Source organism: Phyllobacterium sp. A18/5-2 (genome assembly GCF_025452215.1).
Classification (GTDB): Bacteria; Pseudomonadota; Alphaproteobacteria; order Rhizobiales; family Rhizobiaceae; genus Phyllobacterium; species Phyllobacterium sophorae.
On the sequence record NZ_CP104966.1, the window covers coordinates 742,767 to 762,032 of the forward strand.

At 57.3% G+C, this 19,266-nt stretch carries 11 protein-coding genes and 3 pseudogenes; 6 read left to right on the forward strand and 8 right to left on the reverse strand.

Going from position 1 to position 19,266, the window contains the following annotated elements; genetic code table 11:
- Positions 1-100 precede the first annotated feature (100 nt).
- Both N8E89_RS03675 and N8E89_RS03680 read right to left on the reverse strand, forming a co-directional pair.
- Entirely contained in the window at positions 101-1,096 is a 996-nt protein-coding gene (locus N8E89_RS03675; protein ID WP_113173940.1) for a KpsF/GutQ family sugar-phosphate isomerase, read from the reverse strand.
- Between the two features lie 333 nt (positions 1,097-1,429).
- Positions 1,430-1,654 (reverse strand): hypothetical protein, encoded by a 225-nt coding sequence (locus N8E89_RS03680; RefSeq protein WP_262261998.1) that lies wholly within the window; start codon positions 1,652-1,654, stop codon positions 1,430-1,432.
- On the opposite strand from N8E89_RS03680, the pseudogene N8E89_RS03685 reads away from it, so the two are divergent.
- Positions 1,579-2,472, forward strand: a pseudogene (locus tag N8E89_RS03685) (outer membrane beta-barrel protein); the annotation flags it as partial. The gene N8E89_RS03680 and the pseudogene N8E89_RS03685 sit on opposite strands and share 76 nt — an antisense overlap.
- 106 nt (positions 2,473-2,578) lie before the next feature.
- The gene (locus tag N8E89_RS03690; protein WP_262261814.1) at positions 2,579-3,058 is read left to right on the forward strand and encodes an outer membrane beta-barrel protein; all 480 of its coding nucleotides are present in this window, start codon (positions 2,579-2,581) and stop codon (positions 3,056-3,058) included.
- A 57-nt stretch (positions 3,059-3,115) separates the two neighbouring features.
- Here N8E89_RS03690 and galU read toward each other — a convergent pair whose 3' ends face one another.
- Positions 3,116-4,018, reverse strand: coding sequence for a UTP--glucose-1-phosphate uridylyltransferase GalU (gene galU, locus N8E89_RS03695; RefSeq protein WP_106664180.1), 903 nt, complete (start codon positions 4,016-4,018; stop codon positions 3,116-3,118).
- Between the two features lie 421 nt (positions 4,019-4,439).
- On the opposite strand from galU, the pseudogene N8E89_RS03700 reads away from it, so the two are divergent.
- Both N8E89_RS03700 and N8E89_RS03705 read left to right on the forward strand, forming a co-directional pair.
- Positions 4,440-5,579: pseudogene (locus tag N8E89_RS03700) on the forward strand (lytic murein transglycosylase); the annotation flags it as partial.
- 239 nt (positions 5,580-5,818) lie between these two features.
- Positions 5,819-7,042, forward strand: a complete 1,224-nt coding sequence (locus N8E89_RS03705; protein ID WP_262261177.1) for an SGNH/GDSL hydrolase family protein — start codon at positions 5,819-5,821, stop codon at positions 7,040-7,042.
- 94 nt (positions 7,043-7,136) lie between these two features.
- On the opposite strand, the gene N8E89_RS03710 is transcribed toward N8E89_RS03705, so the two are convergent.
- From N8E89_RS03710 to gltB, 4 genes and pseudogenes are all read right to left on the reverse strand, one after another.
- Positions 7,137-9,353: a S10 family serine carboxypeptidase-like protein gene (locus tag N8E89_RS03710; protein WP_262261178.1), complete on the reverse strand. Its 2,217-nt coding sequence runs from the start codon at positions 9,351-9,353 to the stop codon at positions 7,137-7,139.
- A complete protein-coding gene (locus tag N8E89_RS03715) occupies positions 9,350-9,799 on the reverse strand; it encodes a hypothetical protein (RefSeq protein ID WP_262261179.1) in 450 nt (149 codons plus the stop codon). Before N8E89_RS03715 ends, N8E89_RS03710 begins: the two co-directional genes overlap by 4 nt.
- Before the next feature lie 358 nt (positions 9,800-10,157).
- Positions 10,158-11,612, reverse strand: a complete 1,455-nt coding sequence (locus N8E89_RS03720; protein WP_113173917.1) for a glutamate synthase subunit beta — start codon at positions 11,610-11,612, stop codon at positions 10,158-10,160.
- A 113-nt stretch (positions 11,613-11,725) separates the two neighbouring features.
- Positions 11,726-16,446: pseudogene (gene gltB / locus N8E89_RS29240) on the reverse strand (glutamate synthase large subunit).
- A 431-nt stretch (positions 16,447-16,877) separates the two neighbouring features.
- Here gltB and N8E89_RS03740 point away from each other — a divergent pair.
- A complete protein-coding gene (locus tag N8E89_RS03740) occupies positions 16,878-17,924 on the forward strand; it encodes a threonine aldolase family protein (RefSeq protein WP_106664185.1) in 1,047 nt (348 codons plus the stop codon).
- A gap of 49 nt (positions 17,925-17,973) precedes the next feature.
- Here the strand turns inward: N8E89_RS03740 and N8E89_RS03745 are convergent, their stop codons facing one another.
- A complete protein-coding gene (locus tag N8E89_RS03745) occupies positions 17,974-18,444 on the reverse strand; it encodes an Hsp20 family protein (protein ID WP_106664186.1) in 471 nt (156 codons plus the stop codon).
- Positions 18,445-18,740: 296 nt separating this feature from the next.
- Here N8E89_RS03745 and N8E89_RS03750 point away from each other — a divergent pair, with 296 nt between their 5' ends.
- Positions 18,741-19,178: an antifreeze protein gene (locus N8E89_RS03750; RefSeq protein WP_106664187.1), complete on the forward strand. Its 438-nt coding sequence runs from the start codon at positions 18,741-18,743 to the stop codon at positions 19,176-19,178.
- The last annotated feature ends 88 nt before the right edge of the window (positions 19,179-19,266 follow it).

The following is a 19,266-nucleotide window of genomic DNA, read 5'->3' on the forward strand; positions in this document are numbered from 1 at the left end:
GGCAGCTGGTGTGGTTTTCGAGCACCGGAGCGCAGTGGACATTAGGTCCATGAGCACAGGAAGCTGCATCAGATATCCGTCAGGTTGAATTCGCAACGTCTCAGGCGGCGCCTATCCGCAGCAGATCATGGAAATGCACGATCCCGATCGGGAAGTTGTTTTCGGTCACGATCAGCGCGCCGATATTGTGCTCGTTGAGCAACGCCAGCGCCGCACTGGCGAGCATCGTCGGCGGCACCGTCTTCGGACTGCGCGTCATGATCTCCTCCACCCTCATCGTCACCAGATTGCGGTGAAGGTTGCGCGAAAGATCGCCGTCCGTGATGATCCCTGCCAGCGTTTCGTCGTCATTCTGCACCGCAATGCAACCGAAACGCTTCTCCGACAAAACCTTCATCGCCTCGGGAATCGGCGTGCCCAAAGGCACCAGCGGGATCCTGTCGCCGCGGTGCATGATCTCGCGCACATGCGTCAGGCTGGCGCCGAGCGACCCGCCTGGGTGGAATGTCTTGAAATCGCCTGCCGTGAACCCGCGTGCCTCGAGCAGCGCCACGGCGATCGCATCGCCCACCGCCAGCTGTATCAGCGTCGAGGTCGTCGGTGCCAGGCCATGCGGACAGGCTTCCGTTACACGCGGCATCAGCAGTACCACGTCGGCAGCCGTTGCCAACGCCGAATTTTCGCCTGCCGTCACCGCGATCAGCGGAATGCGGAAGCGGCGCGAATAGCTGACGATACCCTTGAGCTCCGCCGTATCGCCCGACCAGGATATGGCAAGGATCGCATCATCTGCGGCGATCATGCCGAGGTCGCCATGATTGGCTTCGGAGGGATGCACGAAGAAGGCCGGCGTGCCGGTCGAGGCAAACGTCGCGGCTATTTTCGAACCGATATGACCGCTCTTGCCGACGCCCGTTACGATGATGCGTCCGCGCACGGCGGCAATCTTTTCGATCGCCTTGCAGAAAGCTTCGGCCAACGGGCCCTCGAGCGCGCTGCTCAGTGCCGCCAGCCCGTCTTTCTCGGTTGAAATCGTCCGCTTGGCGGAATCAACCGCCGCGGTCTTGTCCAGTTCGGTGTCGTTTATAGCCTGCATGGCCGCAACCGTTAGCGCTTTGCTCGTCATCTGTCCATTTTTTGTTCAACGGAAAACAGGCAACGACGTCGCAGCAGGCGGCGGTTAGCCAGTCATTAACCATGGCCGTTTACGCTCCATAAACGATAAAGGCCCGTTCGAAGAGTTATCGAGCGGCCTCTTGGAGACCGGCGGCAAACCTGTTGATGCATTTTTGGCAACCACGTTTCGAAGCACCGCACCGCGGCAGCTTCCGGACTGCGATCAATGTCTGTCTGACGACGGCGTTGCTCAGCAGTACCGTGTTTGCATTCGGGGCCCGGGCCCAGGACGCCCCCCTCTGCGTGGCGCCGTTCAGGAAAATATACTCCAGACGCAGAACAATGCCGGCGCATCCAATCCGGGCCAGTCCGGCAATCCTGCAAATCCGTCAGCGCCGCAGGCGGATAACGGCATCCCCTCCAGGCCGTACGAACCGGTCAGTCCCGGCGCATTGCCGCCGGATGACGACAGCGGAAATCTCGGATTGTTCGGCGTACCCGGCGGCACTGGGTCGCCCCCGTCCGGACCCGTGGACAATAGCGGTGGTCTTAATCCGGATCCGGCTGCTGCGCCCGGAGAAAGTGTTCCCGTTCCAGCGGAAAGACCCGCCGCGCGTACCGTCCCTGCCCGGCCGGGTGAGACACGTGCCGATATCACCGGAACGGCAAGCGGCGACGAACAGACTGATCTCGCTTGCCACTGGAGCAATCGAACAGAACAGGGAAGCCAATCCCCCCGCTGAGCGCACCGCCCGGGACAATCTCCCCGAACCGGCGATCGAGCGCCGCACGATACGTCCCGACCCTGAACCCTTTGCCCCGCTCGGCATCAGGGCAGGAACAGTAACGCTGCGCCCGTCGATCAGCACCGGCCTTCGCGCCACGACCAATGCCGATGGCAGCTCGGACGGCAGCAGTGCTGTGCTTTCCGAAACACGCTTGCGCGCGCGCGCCACAACCGACTGGTCGCGTCATTCCGCCTTTCTGGATTTCGATGGCACCTATGACAAATCGATCTCTGGAGAAGAATATTCTGCTCCCAATGCCGGTTTGCGCGGCGGCTTCCAGCTCGATCTCGGCGAACGCACAACCGTGAAGGGCGAGGCAGGTTATCGCATCCGCCAGGAAGATCCGAGCGCACCAACGACCATCGTGGGAACCTCGAATCGCCCTCTCGTGCAGGAACTGGACGCAACCCTTGGTGTCCGCCACGAGTTCGGCAAGTTTTTTGCCGATGTAAGAGGTAATGTCGACCACACGACCTATGGCAATGCGGAATTCTCCGATGGCAGTGTCGTCAGCCAGGAAGACCGCGACAATACCTTTGCCAGCATTGCACTGCGCGGCGGTTTTGAAATGTCCCCGGCCATAAAGCCGTTTGTCGAAGTGGAACTCGGCAAGTTGATGTACGACGAGATCTCTCGATGCCAACGGCTTCCGCCGTTCGGGACCGCGCATCGGACTGCGAGGCGGTGTCGAACTCGACATCGCCGAGAAACTCAAGGGCGAGCTCGCGATTGGTTATCTGCGCCAGGACATCGACGACCCAAGGCTCGCAGCCGTCGATGGCATGAGTGTCGATGGCGCGATCACATGGTCGCCGCAACGGGGCACCGATGTCAGTCTCGGCCTGCTGACACGCGTCGAAGGAGCGACTGCCCCTGACGACAGCGGCTCGGTATTCTATGAAGGTACACTCGGTATAAAGCGTCAGGTCCGGTCGAACCTTGATGTCAACGCAACATTGATCGGCTCGCTGCGCGACAATACGGACGGCTCAGGCTGGGACAAGGGGTTCGGTGCGGAGATCGGCGCCACCTACTGGTTCAACCGTTTTGTCGGTCTCGACGTCAGCGCCCGCCACGAATTCACCCACAGCGAAGTAGAAAGCCGCCAGACCGAAGAAACCAGCATCTTCATGGGTGTGACGCTACAGCGTTGACCTCGGGGGGCATCGTTTATCTCCCCCTCGAGGGGGGAGCTGAACGATGGTGCGACTTCACCCCTGCTTGGGCTGGATCGTCTTCAGCATATTGCCGATATTGTCGATGACCCCATTGCGGATGTCATTGCGCCAAAGGGCAAAGGCCACATTGGCTTCGACAAAGCCCTCCTTGGAGCCCGTATCATAGGTGCGGCCCTTGAAGTGATAACCGAAGAAATCCTGCTCTTTGGTCAGCTTCAGCATCGCGTCGGTAAGCTGGATTTCGTTGCCGGCACCGCGTTCCTGATGCTCGAGAATGTCAAAAATCTCCGGCTGCAGGATATAGCGGCCATTGATGTAGAGATTGGAGGGAGCCGTGCCCTTGGCCGGCTTTTCCACCATTTCGGTCAGCTCGAACCCCTTGCCGATAGGCTTGCCCTGACCGACGATACCGTATTTGTGCGTCTCGGCCGGATCGCATTCCTGTACTGCGATCACATTGCCGCCCGACTGGTTGTAGAGCTCGACCATGTCGGCAAGGCAGCCATTGCCTTCAGGCTGCATGATCATGTCCGGCAATAGCAGCGCAAAGGGTTCGTCGCCGACGATGTCGCGCGCGCACCACACCGCATGGCCGAGACCCATTGGCACCTGCTGGCGGGTAAAGCTGGTCGTTCCCGGACCCGGCTGAATGCTTTGCAACTCGTCAAGCAGGCCGGTCTTGCCGCGTTCGGCGAGCGTGGCATAGAGCTCGTACTGAGCGTCGAAATAATCCTCGATGACCGCCTTGTTGCGGCCGGTCACGAAAATGAAATGCTCGATACCGGCTTCGCGCGCCTCGTCCACCACATATTGGATGACCGGCTTGTCGACGACGGTCAGCATTTCCTTCGGAATGGACTTGGTGGCGGGAAGAACGCGGGTGCCAAAACCCGCAACTGGAAAGACGGCCTTACGGATTTTCTTGCTCGTCGTCATCATTACCTCATGGTGTTGCATGCAATTATTGTTGTTTATTACTGTGGCATAGGCTCTATTGGATGCACAAGCGCACAATAACACTTCAAATTTCCGTACAATCCTCTACAAAATTGGTTCGAAACTTAGGTTCAGGACCTGGGGCCGTGCGCTAGACAATTTCGTTTCAAAGACCCAAAATGCATGCGACTGTAAAATAAACATTCTTTGCCACTGTTAATGTGGCCAAATGAATCTCGTTTGACGGCGCATGGTAAACCAATTCCTAACTTTGAGGTGTGTAATTTATCGTTTGACCCAAAAATATGGAAACACAGCTCGAGGAGAAAACACAATGGTGAGTTGTTCATCGGCTTTCGCCAGGCGCATGTTGATGGTTGCTGCGGTCGCGGGCATCGGATTGACCGGCGCCATCAACAATGCCGCTGCCGATGCAAAGTTCCAGAACTGGATCGCGGAGTTCCGCGGTACAGCAATGAAGAGCGGCATTTCTGCGTCCACCTATAACCGGGCTTTTGCCGGCGTGACCGAGATCGATCCGGAAGTCCTGCAGAAAGCCCAGTTCCAGCCGGAATTTACGGAGCCTGTCTGGGGTTACCTCGACAACCGCGTCAACGAGCAATCGATTGCCACGGGCCGGGAAATGGCGCGCAAATATAGCCGCTGGCTCAGTGCCATCGAAAAGTCCTACGGCGTCGATCGCAATATCCTGCTCGCCATCTGGTCGATGGAAACCAATTTCGGCGAGATCATGAAGCGTGACGATGTCATGCGCGACGCTGTGCGCTCGCTCGCCACCCTCGCCTATGCCGATCAACGCCGGGCGAAATATGCCCGCACCCAGCTGATCGCTGCAATGAAGATCCTTCAGACCGGCGATATCGACCGCAGCCATCTGACCGGCTCCTGGGCTGGCGCCCTTGGCCACACCCAGTTCATTCCGACAAGCTATCTGGCCTATGCCGTGGATATGGATGGCAATGGCAAGCGCGATATCTGGAATTCAGTGCCCGACGCGCTCGCCACCGCAGCCAATCTGCTGCGCAAGAACGGCTGGCAGTCCGGCCGCACATGGGGCTATGAAGTCGTTCTGCCGGCCGGTCGCAAATTTCCAGGCGGTTCGCGTACCATTGCCGAATGGCAAAGCCTTGGCGTCGTCCGGGCCAACGGCAAAGCGTTCCCGCATGGCAGCGAAAAAGCGACGTTGAAGGTGCCGGATGGCCGCAACGGCCCGACTTTCCTGATGACACGGAATTTCTTTGTGCTGAAGAACTACAACAATGCCGATAAATACGCTCTTGGCGTTGGTCTTCTGGCCGATCAGATTGCCGGTTCCACTGGCCTTCGCCAGGACTGGAATCGCCCGTTCACGCCGATTACCATGAAGGAGCGCGAAGAATTGCAGCATCATTTGCGCGAACTCGGCTATTATGACGGCAAGGTTGACGGGAAAATCGGCACGGGCTCAAGGGATGCCATTCAGGCTTTCCAGAAGCAGATGGGACTGGATCCCGATGGTCATCCAAGCAAGGAAGTGCTGACCGTCATCCGGAAGAAATAGTCCACGGCTGATGCCGATTATCTCTCCCTTGCGGGAGAGAAAGCGATTTTCAGCTTCTTGGCCCTTGCTAAGTGCTGGAAATCGCAAGAGAGGGGATATTGATGATTTGCAAATCCTCTCGCTTGGATTTTCCAAGGATTTGGTAAAGAGGCTAAATCCAAGAAAATCCTTTCTCCCCCACAAGGGGAGAGATATGCTTCCGCTGTTGTCGGTGCAAATCGGGGTCACAGGACAAACGCATGGATTGCAATCGATTGTATCGCGCGGAATATATGGGCAGACACTCCTCGCCTTTCTCACCCCTGCTCCTGTCCTTGGCTCTTGGTCTCGCAGGCACCCTTGTCTTCGTCGAAACTGCCTCTGCACGAACGATCCTCGATATGCTTTTCGGGCCGCGCGAGATCTATCGGGAGCCGACGGACAGGCTCATTGACGATGGCAGGAGGAGGGCACGTCCTCCCAGGAGCCGCCCGGCAAAGCGAGCCCGCCCCCGTGCGCCTGCCCCCCTACGCACCTCGCCAAGAGAGGGGCCCTCTGCAACCGCGCCACAACCAGCCATTCCGGCAAAACTGCCCGATGCCAAGACTGTCCTCATTGTCGGCGATTTCATGGCAGGCAACCTGGCGGAGGGCCTGGACGCCGCATTCATCGATTCACCGGGTGTGCGTGTCGTCGACAGGGCAGATGGGTCCTCTGGCTTTGTACGCAATGATCACCGCGACTGGCCTGCAACGATCGGTGGCATGATCGAAGCGGAAAAACCAGCCGTTGTCGTCATCATGGTCGGGGCCAATGATCGCCAGCAATTCGCCAGCGGCCAGACGCTGCTGACCGACGAATGGACGAAGGAATATCAACTGCGCATCAACGCGTTCCTGGAAGCGGTCAAGAAGACCGGTCATCCGGTGGTTTGGGTGGGTCAGCCAGCTTTCAAGTCGAAAAGCATCACCAATGACGTGCTTGCCTTCAATGAACTCTATCGCAATGCGGCGGAGAAAGCCGATGGCACGTTTGTCGATGTTTGGGATGGCTTTGTCGATCAGAGCGGCAATTTCACATTGTCCGGATTTGACATTTCGGGGCAGACCGCACGCCTGCGCAACAATGACGGGATCGGCCTGACCATCGCAGGCAAACGCAAGCTCGCCTTCTATGTCGAAAAGCCGCTGCGCCAGATGCTCGGTAATGCAACTTCACCGGATGTTGCTGCAATCAAACCGGGTGCCCCGGTGCAGGCCCTGCCCGGAACGCCGCAACCTCCCGTGAAGGTCGACCGGCTGGCGCCGATCAGCCTCAGCGATCCTGAACTTGATGGCGGTACCGATCTCCTCGGGGCCGCGCCGCGACCTGTACCCGCCATTGAAAAATCGGCCCGCGATCGTCTCGTCATCGACGGCGTCGCCCCGGACAGTCAGCCGGGCCGCGTCAACGATTTCTCCTGGCCCGTGCAAAAAGCGCCGTAACCAAACCTGAACTCGTCCCACTCATGACCCGGGATACGCGTATAGCCCTGGTGGTCACTGCGTCGCCGCCACCCCCGTAGCTGGTGCATAAAATTCATCGAGTGCTTTTTTCAGGGGACCTCTGGCGGCTTCTGTATAATAAGTCATATGTCCGCTGGCGAGATCTCTTGACCGTAACGCGTTTGTCTGTGTCCAGTTTGGCGATCTTCAACTGTGATTCCACTTGGTAGAACCACACCGCATTGTCGTAATAGCCAAGCAGCGCCAGTATTTTCAGTTTCGGATCGGTTTTCAACACCGCGGCCAGATCGGTAACACCGCCCAATTGGCTCATCTCATAGTCCCATTTGCATCGGTTGCACACGACGGCATAGTCCGGGCTTGTGCGAGGAACATAATTGACAGAATTTGGCAGATGATCCTTGAGGGCGTTACCGAGCACCTCGCTATCAAAATAGTCAGGATCGTAATCAGTACCGATCATGCGTGCATCAAAAATGCCGTATTTGCTGTCTTTTTTTGGCAAAAATAGTCTCGATATTGCCAAGCTTACACTAGACCATCTCAAATCCGGAATTGCCAGTATCCCCTGTATTTCCTTGAGTACTTTCTTGCTGTCAACCGTTTCAGTGAACAGCGGAAACAGCTTCTTGAACATGGGGATATATGTATTGGCATGAAAATTTCGGATGTAGTCGACATATCTATCAAGGCCGTCGTCCGTGAGCGTATCGAAGCCCTTCGTTTTGCTCCAGCGCTCGTCGGGCTCTTTGGAATATGTGGCCTGAAAATAGTCCGTAACCAAGGCCTGGGTCGGGAAACCCAAAGTGCACAAGGGCAGCGTCGTAAATACGGCTCCAAACCGCGAACAGCTATCACCCGACAAAAGCGGTGAATTGAGAATGATCCCGGATAATATGATCGGCGGCTTGCCCGATGGGTCAGCATCGAAGTTGCTTGTTCCCGCTTGCTCCAGAAGCGCCGAAGCCTTTGCGACGCGTGCACCTCCATAGGATTCGCCATAGACATATTTGGGCGAGCTTTGCCGGTTGTTTTTGTTGGAATAACTGGTCACAAAATCACGAAATATCTCAGCATCCCTGGTGACATCGAAGAAATCCTCGTCCTTGAGCGGCTGGATCGCGGTTGAATACCCGGTGCCGACCATATCGACGAAAACAAGGTCACTTTGATCCAGCAAGGTTTCGTCATTGTCGATGACCGGAAAATTGAAATCTTTCGCTTGCATGGGCAAATTGGGTGCGTCGATCTTGACCCGTTTTGGCCCGTACGCCGCCATGTGCAAATAGATTGTGGCCGCTCCCGGACCACCATTAACAAAGAATGTCACAGGACGCTTGTCTCTTGGCAGATCATCGCGCGTATAGGACACATAGAACATTGCCGCTTCGGGTTTTTTTGTGCCGGTAACATCCTTCGGTCCATAGGCAATGAGGTGCCCGGCGGACGCCGTGTACCAGAGTGTCTTTTCGTCGCTGGCACCCTTGTGGACGGTTATACTGTGCCGCATGACCGATGGTCTCCCGTTCACCTGCGGTGATGAAGGATCGGGATTGTCGTTTGCGATAAACCTGTATTCTTCCGGGGCGAACAACGCATATGCATCTGCGTCCAGCCCGGCCCCTTTCAGCAGCTCGACCGCTTCCGGCATCTTTCCGTCTGCCTTGAGCATTGCGGCAGCTTCCTTGAAGAGGCCGGCATCCGTCAGCATTTTCAATGCCTCTTGGGCCCTGCCAACTGCTTTAAGCATATCCGCGGCTTCATTGAAGAGGCCCGCCCCCTTCAGCACATCAATGGCTTCCTGGGTGAATCCCGCATCCTCGAGCCCCTTGGCGGCCTCTTGCGGCTTGCCGTCCGCCATCAGTTTCGCTGCCTTGCCGAGCGCGGCGAGTTTCGCATTGATATCTGCGAGCAGTTTCTGCGCCTTGGCGATCTCGCCCGGGTTGTCCTTGTCGGTGCGGATTAGATCGTCCAGTCTTTTCTGCGCCGCTGCAATCAAACCGGGCGTGTCAGCATCCCCGTTGAGAATGGCAAGCTCGTCCCGGGCTTTTTTGAGTTTGACCTGTGCCGCCTTGATCGAACCGGGTATGAACTCATCCCCATCGAGGATGGCGAGCGCATCCCGCGCCCTCTTGAGCGCGCCGGGATTGGCCGGGTCTTCCCGGGTCAGATCGTCGAGATCGGCCTGAGCTTTATCAAGTTTGGCCTTCGCCTCGGCGATCGAGCCTGGCGTGTTTGCCTCTGCCATAAGAGTGGCAAGCTCGGCTTGTGCGTCGTTACGCTTCTTCACCGCCTCCTTGATCGAGCCAGGCGTGTTTTCATCTCCTTGAGGATGGCGAGCGCATCCCGCGCCTGCTTGAGCGCGCCGGGATTGGCCGGATCTTCCCGGGTCAGGTCGTCGAATTCCTGCCGCGCCGTTTGCAATGCCTCGGTCTTGGACTCGAGCTCGACAGCAAGGTCTTCCAGCGCCGTTTTAACCGCGGCGATTTCCTTTGCGTGTGCCGCCTTCAGATCGTCCAGCGCCGTTTGCGCGGCCACCCGTTCGGCCTCCAGCTGCGCCCGATTCCGTTCCGACTCCGCAATCGTGGCATTGACCGTGGCCAGATCGTCCCTTGCCGTGGCCAAGGCGAATGTGCTGTCCGATGTGTCGGCGTCAGTCTGTGGAGAGTTTGTGTCCGCGCCATTACAGGCGGAGAGCCCCAAAAGGGCCACTAGCAACAAAAGTCTGAAAATCATTGGTGCTCTCAAATTCGAAAAGAGAGCCCTATGCGCAACTGTGAGAGTTCAGGTCAATTAGCCATAAGTCGCAAATTGCCTAATATTCTACCAAATAATGCTGAAGATTCTTTTTGAGCAGTTTCTACACCGGGAAACTCGCCTTGGTTGCATCGAGCAAATTACGATCCCGCGATTTCGCACAAACCATCGCGGCAGTGCGACAATCCTGTTGCGAAGAAAAAGCGAAAGCACGAATGCGTTTTGGGAAAGCTCATCGAATTACACAGAAAAGCACCCGAGAACCGCCCAGGAATCGGCGAATCTGGCGCAAGATTCTCAACCGGCACGAGAATTTTGGACGTGCCTGGTTGAAATGCTACCGCGGCAGAACCGAAGAACCCATCAATGCCGCATCAATGGAATGGGCTGCCTGCCGGCCTTCGCGGATCGCCCAGACAACGAGAGATTGCCCGCGACGGACGTCACCGGCCGTGTAGAGCTTGTCGACACTGGTGCGATAATCCTTGTCATCCGCTGCAACCGAACGGTTACCACGGCGATCAGCCCGCATATCGAGCGAACCGGAGAGTTCCGTGACGATATTGTTCTCGAAGGGGCCCGAAAAACCGATGGCGATAAAGGCGAGATCGGCCTTGATGAAAAAGTCGGTGCCGGCAATGGGCTTGCGTGCCTCATCGACTTCACAGCACTTCACATGGGTCAGGGTTCCATTTTCACCAATGAATTCAAGTGTTGCCACTTGGAATTCGCGGTCCGCACCCTCCGCTTGCGAGGAGGAGGTGCGCATCTTTGTCGCCCAGTATGGCCAGACACTGAGCTTGTCTTCCTTCTCCGGCGGCTGTGGGCGAATATCGAGCTGGGTGACCTTCACCGCGCCCTGACGGAACGCCGTGCCGACGCAGTCCGACGCCGTATCACCACCACCCACAACCACTACGTGCTTGCCGGAGGCGATGATCGGATCGCTCGGCCAAGCGACCGAGTCGATGTTCTCACGGCCGATGCGCCGGTTCTGCTGGACGAGGTAATGCATTGCATCATGCACGCCCTCGAGCTCGCCGCCGGGGATACCGGCCGGGCGGGGTGTCTCTGCCCCGCCGCAGTAGAGCACTGCGTCATAGGTGTCGATAAGCTCTTGAACCGGCTTGTCAATTCCGACATTGACCCCGCAGAAGAACGTGACGCCCTCGCCTTCCATCTGGGTAACGCGGCGATCGATGAAGTGCTTCTCCATCTTGAAGTCAGGGATCCCATAGCGAAGCAGCCCACCCGGACGGCTCTCGCGTTCGTACACGTGGACTTCATGCCCTGCACGGCCAAGTTGCTGTGCTGCAGCCAAACCAGCCGGTCCGGAACCAATCACCGCCACGTTCTTGCCGGTCTTGGATGCGGCAGGCTGCGGAATAATGAAGCCTTTTTCATAGGCCTTGTCGGCAATCGCCTGCTCCACTGTCTTGATGGATACCGGCACATCCTCCAGGTTCAGCGTGCAGGCCTCCTCGCAGGGAGCCGGGCAGATGCGGCCAGTGAATTCGGGGAAATTATTGGTGGAATGCAGGTTGCGGATCGCCTCATCCCAGTTGTCGTTGTAAACGAGATCATTCCAGTCCGGAATCTGGTTGTGGACCGGACATCCGGTCGGCCCATGGCAGAAGGGAATCCCGCAATCCATGCAGCGCGCTGCCTGCTTCTTGACCTCGCTATCCGACATGGGAATGGTGAATTCCCGGAAGTGCCGGATGCGATCAGAAGCCGGCTGATACTTGCCGACCTGGCGGTCGATCTCTAGAAAACCTGTAACCTTACCCATAAATCTGCTCCCTCGCCTCTCGGAGGACCACCCATTCCCGCACGGGGCTTTGGGCAGCATTGGACCCCATGCCGAGCATCATGACGACGCTCGAAGCATGGAGCGCGTTGACCTTATTCGGCTGCGACTCCCATCCGCATACGCTCCATATCCTCGAGCGCGCGGCGATATTCGACCGGCATGACTTTCACGAATTTCGGCCGGAAACTCTCCCAATTGTCGAGAATTTCCTTGGCCCGGCCCGAACCCGTATAATGCATGTGGTTCGAAATGAGCTGCACAAGACGCTCTTCGTCGTGCCGCGTCATATTGGCCGACACATCCACACGTCCCTTGTGCGCCAGGTCGCCACCGTGATGGTGCAGCTTTTCAAGGATGTCGTCCTCTTCGGGCACTGGTTCGAGCTCGACCATCGCCATGTTGCAACGCTGGGCGAAATCGCCAGCCTCATCAAGCACATAGGCGACACCACCGGACATGCCGGCCGCGAAATTGCGGCCGGTCTGGCCGATGACGACAACAACACCGCCGGTCATGTACTCGCAACCATGGTCACCCGTGCCTTCAACCACCGCGATGGCACCAGAGTTGCGAACGGCAAAACGTTCACCGGCCACACCACGGAAATAGGCTTCGCCCTCGATCGCCCCGTAAAGTACCGTATTGCCGACGATGATCGAATCTTCCGGCACGATCTTCGTCTCTTCCGGCGGGCGAATCACGATGCGACCGCCACAAAGGCCCTTGCCGACATAGTCGTTACCATCCCCGATCAGTTCGAACGAGATACCGCGCGCCAGGAAGGCACCGAAGGACTGCCCGGCCGTTCCATTGAACTTGACCGAGATCGTATCCTCTTTCAGGCCCTTATGCCGATAGCGCTTGGCAACTTCACCCGATAGCATTGCACCGGCGGAGCGGTCGACGTTCTTGATATCCATCTCGATCTTGACCGGAATCTTGCTTTCGAGCGCGGTCTTGGCCTGCTCGATCAGCTTGCGGTCGAGAATATCGACGATCGGATGGTTCTGCCGTTCAGTCCACCGGGTCTTTTCCTCGGGCGCTTCCGGCTTATGGAAGATGCGGGTGAAGTCGAGACCCTTGGCCTTCCAATGGTCGATCATCTCACGCTTCTCGAGCAGTTCCGTCTTGCCGACGATCTGTTCGAGCTTGGTGTAGCCCATTTCGGCCAGGAATTGCCGCACCTCTTCCGCCATATAGAAGAAGAAGTTGATGACGTGTTCCGGCGTGCCCTTGAAGCGCTTGCGCAGGACAGGATCCTGTGTTGCGACGCCGACGGGGCAGGTGTTGAGATGACACTTGCGCATCATGATGCAACCGGCGGCAATCAGCGGTGCGGTGGAGAAACCGAACTCGTCGGCCCCAAGCAGCGCGCCGATGATGACATCGCGGCCAGTCCGCAAGCCGCCATCGACCTGTAGCGCGACGCGCGAACGCAGTCCGTTGAGCACAAGCGTCTGCTGCGTTTCCGCAAGGCCCATTTCCCACGGGCTGCCGGCATGCTTGAGCGACGTCAGCGGCGACGCGCCTGTTCCGCCATCATATCCGGAGATAGTGATGTGATCGGCGCGCGCCTTGGCAACGCCGGCGGCAACGGTGCCGACACCGACTTCCGAGACAAGCTTCACCGAGACATCGGCCTCAGGATTGACGTTCTTCAGATCGTAGATGAGCTGCGCCAGGTCCTCGATGGAGTAGATATCGTGGTGCGGCGGCGGCGAGATGAGGCCGACGCCGGGCGTCGAGTGACGGGTCTTGGCGACCGTTGCATCCACCTTGTGACCGGGCAGCTGACCGCCTTCGCCGGGCTTGGCACCCTGCGCAACCTTGATCTGCATCATGTCGGAGTTGACAAGATATTCCGTCGTCACGCCGAAACGGCCGGACGCTACCTGCTTGATCGCCGACCGCTCAGGATCTCGGCTTGCCATCCGGCAGCGGATAGAAGCGATCCGGCTCCTCGCCACCTTCGCCTGTGTTCGACTTGCCGCCGATCCGGTTCATGGCGACGGCCAGCGTTGTATGCGCCTCGCGGCTGATGGAGCCGAACGACATCGCGCCTGTCGAGAACCGCTTGACGATTTCCTTGGCAGGCTCGACCTCATCGATCGAAACCGGCTTGCGCCCCATATCCGGGGCCAACTTGATGTTGAACAGACCTCGAATGGTCTTGGCGCGGGCCGACTGGCTATTCACCATGTCGGAATATTCCTTGAACGTGCTTGGAGAATCCGTCCGCACCGCATGCTGCAGTTTCGCAACGGCATCCGGCGACCAGAGATGCGCTTCGCCGCGCATGCGGTAAGCATATTCACCGCCAACTTCGAGTGTCGTGGCAAGGACCGGATCATTGCTGAAGGCGTCCCGGTGCCGGCGAACCGTCTCTTCCGCGACTTCCTCAAGACCAACGCCTTCGATCGTCGTCGCAGTACCGAAGAAGAACCGGTCAACGAACGCCGACTTCAAGCCGACTGCATCGAAAATCTGCGCGCCGCAATAGGACTGATAGGTGGAAATGCCCATTTTGGACATGACCTTCAGGATTCCCTTGCCGATCGACTTCATGTAGCGCGACACGACTTCTTTCGAGTCTACTTCCGGTGGAAATTCACCGCGCTTGTGCATGTCGAGCAGGGTATCGAAGGCGAGATAGGGGTTGATCGCTTCGGCGCCATAACCGGCGAGGCAGCAGAAATGATGCACTTCACGCGGCTCACCCGATTCGACCACGAGTCCCACCGACGTACGCAGACCCTTGCGGATCAAATGATGGTGGACCGCAGCCGTCGCGAGAAGAGCCGGGATCGGAATCCGGTCCGGACCAACCTGCCGGTCGGAAAGGATGATAATGTTGTAGCCGCCGTGCACCGCCGCTTCCGCACGGTCGCACAGTCGTTCGACCGCACCGGCCATGCCCGCCGCGCCTTCGTCGACGTTATAGGCCGTATCCAGCGTCTTTGTATCGAACCGGTCTTCCGTGTGGCCAATGGACCTGATCTTTTCCAGATCGCCATTGGTGAGGATCGGCTGGCGCACTTCCAGCCGCTTGCGACGGGACGAGCCCACCAGGTCGAAAATGTTCGGGCGCGGACCGATGAACGACACAAGGCTCATCACCAGTTCCTCGCGGATCGGATCGATCGGCGGGTTGGTGACCTGCGCGAAGTTCTGCTTGAAATAGGTGTAAAGCAGCTTCGACTTGTCCGACATCGCCGAGATCGGCGTATCGGTGCCCATCGAACCAATGGCTTCCTGACCCGTCGTTGCCATCGGCGACATCAGCAGGCGCGTGTCTTCCTGCGTGTAACCAAACGCCTGCTGGCGGTCGAGAAGGCTCACATCCTTACGCAGAGCACGCGGCTCCACCGGATTCAATTCTTCCAGGATCAGCTGCGTGTTCTTCAGCCACTGCTTGTAGGGGTGACGGTTGGCAATCTCGGACTTGATCGTGTCATCAGAAACAATCTCGCCCTTTTCCATGTCGATCAACAGCATTCGGCCGGGCTGGAGCCGCCACTTCTTGACGATCTTCGCTTCGGGTACGGGCAGCACGCCAGCTTCCGATGCCATAATGACGAAATCGTCGTCGGTGACAATGTAACGTGCCGGGCGCAGACCGTTGCGGTCAAGGGTCGCGCCGATCTGGCGGCCGTCAGTAAATGCAACCGCTGCCGGACCATCCCACGGCTCCATGAGCGCGGCGTGATATTCATAGAACGCCTTGCGATCATCGGCCATGAGCTTGTTGCCGGACCATGCTTCCGGGATAAGCATCATCATCGAATGGGCGAGCGAATATCCACCCTGAAACAGGAATTCCAACGCATTGTCGAAGCATGCGGTATCCGATTGGCCTTCATAGGAAATCGGCCAGAGCTTCGAGATGTCGTTGCCGAAATATTCGCTATCGACCGAAGCCTGACGCGCGGCCATCCAGTTGACGTTGCCCCGCAGCGTGTTGATTTCACCGTTATGTGCGACCATACGATAAGGATGCGCGAGCTTCCATGACGGGAAGGTGTTGGTCGAGAAGCGCTGATGCACGAGCGCGACTGCGCTCTCGAAACGCGGATCCTTCAGATCTTTGTAATAGGCGCCGACCTGGTAGGCGAGAAACATGCCCTTGTAGACAATTGTCCGCGCAGACATGGAAACGACGTAGAAGTCGCTCTCCTTGCCGCCGTTCTCCTGGTAGATGCGGTTCGAGATCACCTTGCGCAAGACAAAGAGCCTGCCTTCGAAATCCTCGTTTGTTTCAATGTTGGGATTGCGCCCGATGAACACCTGCCGGTGCACCGGTTCCGTTGCCGCGATATGCGGCGCCTTTGACAGTGATGAGTTGTCGACGGGAACATCCCGGAAACCAATCAGCGACTGACCTTCCGAAGCGATCACTTCGGAAATAACCGTTTCGATATGAGCCCGTTCGTCGGCGTCCTGCGGCATGAAAAAGGTAGCCAACGGCATAATGGTTGACGGGGGGAAGCTCGACACCCTTTTCAGCCCATTCCGCACGGAAAAAGCTGTCGGGAATCTGCACGAGCATACCCGCACCATCGCCCATCAGCGGATCGGCGCCGACAGCACCGCGATGCGTCAGGTTTTCGAGCATGAACAGCCCGTCTTCGATGATCTTGTGCGACTTGACGCCCTTCATATGCGCGACAAAACCGACACCGCAGGCGTCATGCTCGTTGCGCGGGTCATACAGGCCTTGTCGAACTGGAATGCCAGACGATTTATTGGTTTTGACCGCACGAGTCTGCACGGCCTGAGCGAGTTCAGTCGTTACAGATGGCGTCAAATCCGACATCGTCAATTCCTCCAGTAGAGCCCGTCGCGGGCGGTCAGTTTCATGGGACGGAATAGCATAATTCCAGTCCGGCTTTGGTGCGGCATATCTTCCGATTGCAGATTGCGGTCACCATTATAAGGACGGAAGCAGCTTTGCTCACCATCCTTGTTTTAAGTTCGCGCAAATTAGGACAGCATTGCTGTCTTATTGTCGTATGCCAGAATAATTCCAAACAAACAAGATGGAAAAGCAAAAAATATCCGCATCAGGCGAAATATCATTGCGCAAAACGTACCAAAAGTATCCCTTAAGTTTCGAAACAGGAGGTTTCCGCTAAAAATACAAAGAAAAACAGACGGTTCCACATGAGAAGGTTTTCGAGTTCCCTTTTCACCTCCAGGCTAAAGGCGTATGGCTTTCGACGTCAATTCGAACCTCGAGGTCATTCCGTGCATTTTGCGTCCGATAATTGGGCCGGAGCCCACCCGAAGATTGCAGAGAATCTGAGCAGACACGCGAGTGGCTTTGCTAGCGCCTATGGCACGAGCACTCTCGATAAAGCTTTGGAGCAGACGTTTAACGAGATTTTCGAACGGGAAGTCGCGGTTTTCTTCGTGGGGACCGGCACTGCCGCCAATTCACTGGCGCAAGCAAGCATCGCCAGGCCCGGTGGTGTAACGCTCGCCCATCGCGGCGCCCATATCATTGAAGACGAGGGCGGTGCACCCGAATTCCTCACCGGCGCGCGTCTCCAAGCGGTCGACGGCCCAATCGGCCGCATGAACATCGACAATCTCGAGGCCGCCGTCAAAGGCTTCAGGTCTGGCGATGTGCATGCAGGACGGCCGATGGGGGTTTCGATAACCCAATCGACTGAAATAGGCACGCTCTACGAACTCGGCGAAATCGCCGCTGTTGCAGCGCTGTGCCGAAAAAACGGACTGCCGCTTCACATGGATGGCGCACGTTTTGCCAATGCTCTCGTGTCTCTTGGATGCTCACCAGCGGACATGACATGGCGCCAGGGTGTCGACATTCTCTCTTTTGGCGGAACCAAGAATGGCTGCTGGTGTGCTGAGGCTCTGGTGTTCATGGATCCGGCCAAGGCACAAGATATGCCGTTCATTCGCAAACGCTCTGCTCAGCTCTTTTCGAAATCCAGATTCATCGCCGCCCAGTTCGAAGCTTACTTTGCCGGTGGATTGTGGCTTGATCTGGCCAGGCATGCCAATGCAATGGCGGCGCGCCTTGCCAACCATATCACCGCATCAAGCTCGTTACGGCTGGCGTGGCAGCCACGCGCTAATGAGGTTTTCGCCATTCTGGCAGAAGAAACGGCCGCGGCACTCCATGCGAACAACGCCATCTTCTACGATTGGAAGCCACCGCATTCGGAACGGCACCTCGTCGGCACAAATGAAACGCTCATTCGTCTTGTCACGAGCTATGCCACCTCGGCTGAAGAAATCGATCGCTTTGGCAGACTGATCGCATGAAAAAAGCGGCGCTTTCGCGCCGCCCTTTTCTGACTACCGTGCCAATCGCTTAGTTGGCAGCTTTCGCTTCGATCTGCTTGGCTTCCTTGTCAGACAGGGAAGTGACTGCAATCTTGCGCGGCTTCATTTCTTCCGGAATTTCGCGCTTGAGATCGATATGGAGCAAGCCGTTTTTCAGGCTGGCACCACTGACCTCGACGAAATCGGCAAGATGGAAGCGGCGTTCGAAAGCGCGTGAAGCAATACCGCGGTAAAGCGTTTCGGCATTTTCGTCGGTCTTCTCATTGCTCTTTTCACCAGTCACCTTGAGCTGGTTGCGATGGGCCTCGATCTGGATTTCATCCTCCGAGAACCCGGCAACAGCCATGGTGATCCGGTAGGTGTTCTCGCCGGTCCGCTCGATGTTGTATGGCGGATAGGTCTGCGCACCTTCTGGCTGAGCCAGCGAATCAAGAATGGTAAAAAGCCGATCAAAACCGACGGTTGAACGGTAGAGCGGGGAAAAATCAACGTGACGCATGGTTAAGCCCTCCTTTAGAGCGACAATGTTTGCGTGTTTTGGTTCTGGAAGGACTCCTTAACTGGCAAGTCCTGGTGAACCAGTGACCCCGGTATGGCGGTCACGGAATTTATTTGGTTAGACAGAACACGTATTTCAAGGGTGTTTTGACGCTAGAAATTTCGCGGGGGGTGAGGGCGTCTCAACGCTGTGGATGAACGCAAAATGAACATGATCTTCGGAATACGTTCACCTCGGCGCATCTATAACTGCACTCAAGGTTGGCAACGATCCGACATCACAAAGGACCAAATAAAATGAAGAAAATCGTTCTCGCACTTACCGCCTCGGCGCTTCTCGTCACCGGCTTTGCCTCTTCGGCAATGGCTGACGGTCGCTACTACCGGGAAGGTTCGCCTGCGATTTATATGGAGGACGGCGTTGGTGCTGACGGCTATCTGGTCCAGGACCGTCGCTACTATGAGGATGGTTACCGCGAGGACCGCCGTTATGACCGCCGCGACCGGTTTGGCCCGCGCGACGTGGCCCGCATGCTCGAGCGCCGCGGCTACCGCGTCCGGGATGTCAATTTCGAACGCGGCCGCTATTTCGTAAGAACCTCGCGCCGCGGTGCGCCGGTACTGGTTGTTGTATCGCGTCGCGGCGAAATCCTCGAAACCCGCCGCATGGGTGGTGATCGTTACGGTGACAGGCGTCAGAACGGTTTCAGCATCGAAATAAACCCGGCTTACTGAGTACTGCGTTAAAAGGCCGAAATCGTTCCGGGTGTAACGTCCCTTCCGCCCGGAACGTACTGACCGGAAGCTCCCGACAGAGTTTCCG

What these genes read in the sequence shown, in the direction of transcription:
- N8E89_RS03675 (WP_113173940.1), bottom strand. Translation starts at nt 1,096, where the DNA reads ATGCAGGCTATAAACGACACCGAACTGGACAAGACCGCGGCGGTTGAT.
- galU (WP_106664180.1), bottom strand. Translation starts at nt 4,018, where the DNA reads ATGACGACGAGCAAGAAAATCCGTAAGGCCGTCTTTCCAGTTGCGGGT.
- N8E89_RS03705 (WP_262261177.1), top strand. Translation starts at nt 5,819, where the DNA reads ATGGATTGCAATCGATTGTATCGCGCGGAATATATGGGCAGACACTCC.
- N8E89_RS03715 (WP_262261179.1), bottom strand. Translation starts at nt 9,799, where the DNA reads ATGATTTTCAGACTTTTGTTGCTAGTGGCCCTTTTGGGGCTCTCCGCC.
- N8E89_RS03720 (WP_113173917.1), bottom strand. Translation starts at nt 11,612, where the DNA reads ATGGGTAAGGTTACAGGTTTTCTAGAGATCGACCGCCAGGTCGGCAAG.
- N8E89_RS03745 (WP_106664186.1), bottom strand. Translation starts at nt 18,444, where the DNA reads ATGCGTCACGTTGATTTTTCCCCGCTCTACCGTTCAACCGTCGGTTTT.
- N8E89_RS03750 (WP_106664187.1), top strand. Translation starts at nt 18,741, where the DNA reads ATGAAGAAAATCGTTCTCGCACTTACCGCCTCGGCGCTTCTCGTCACC.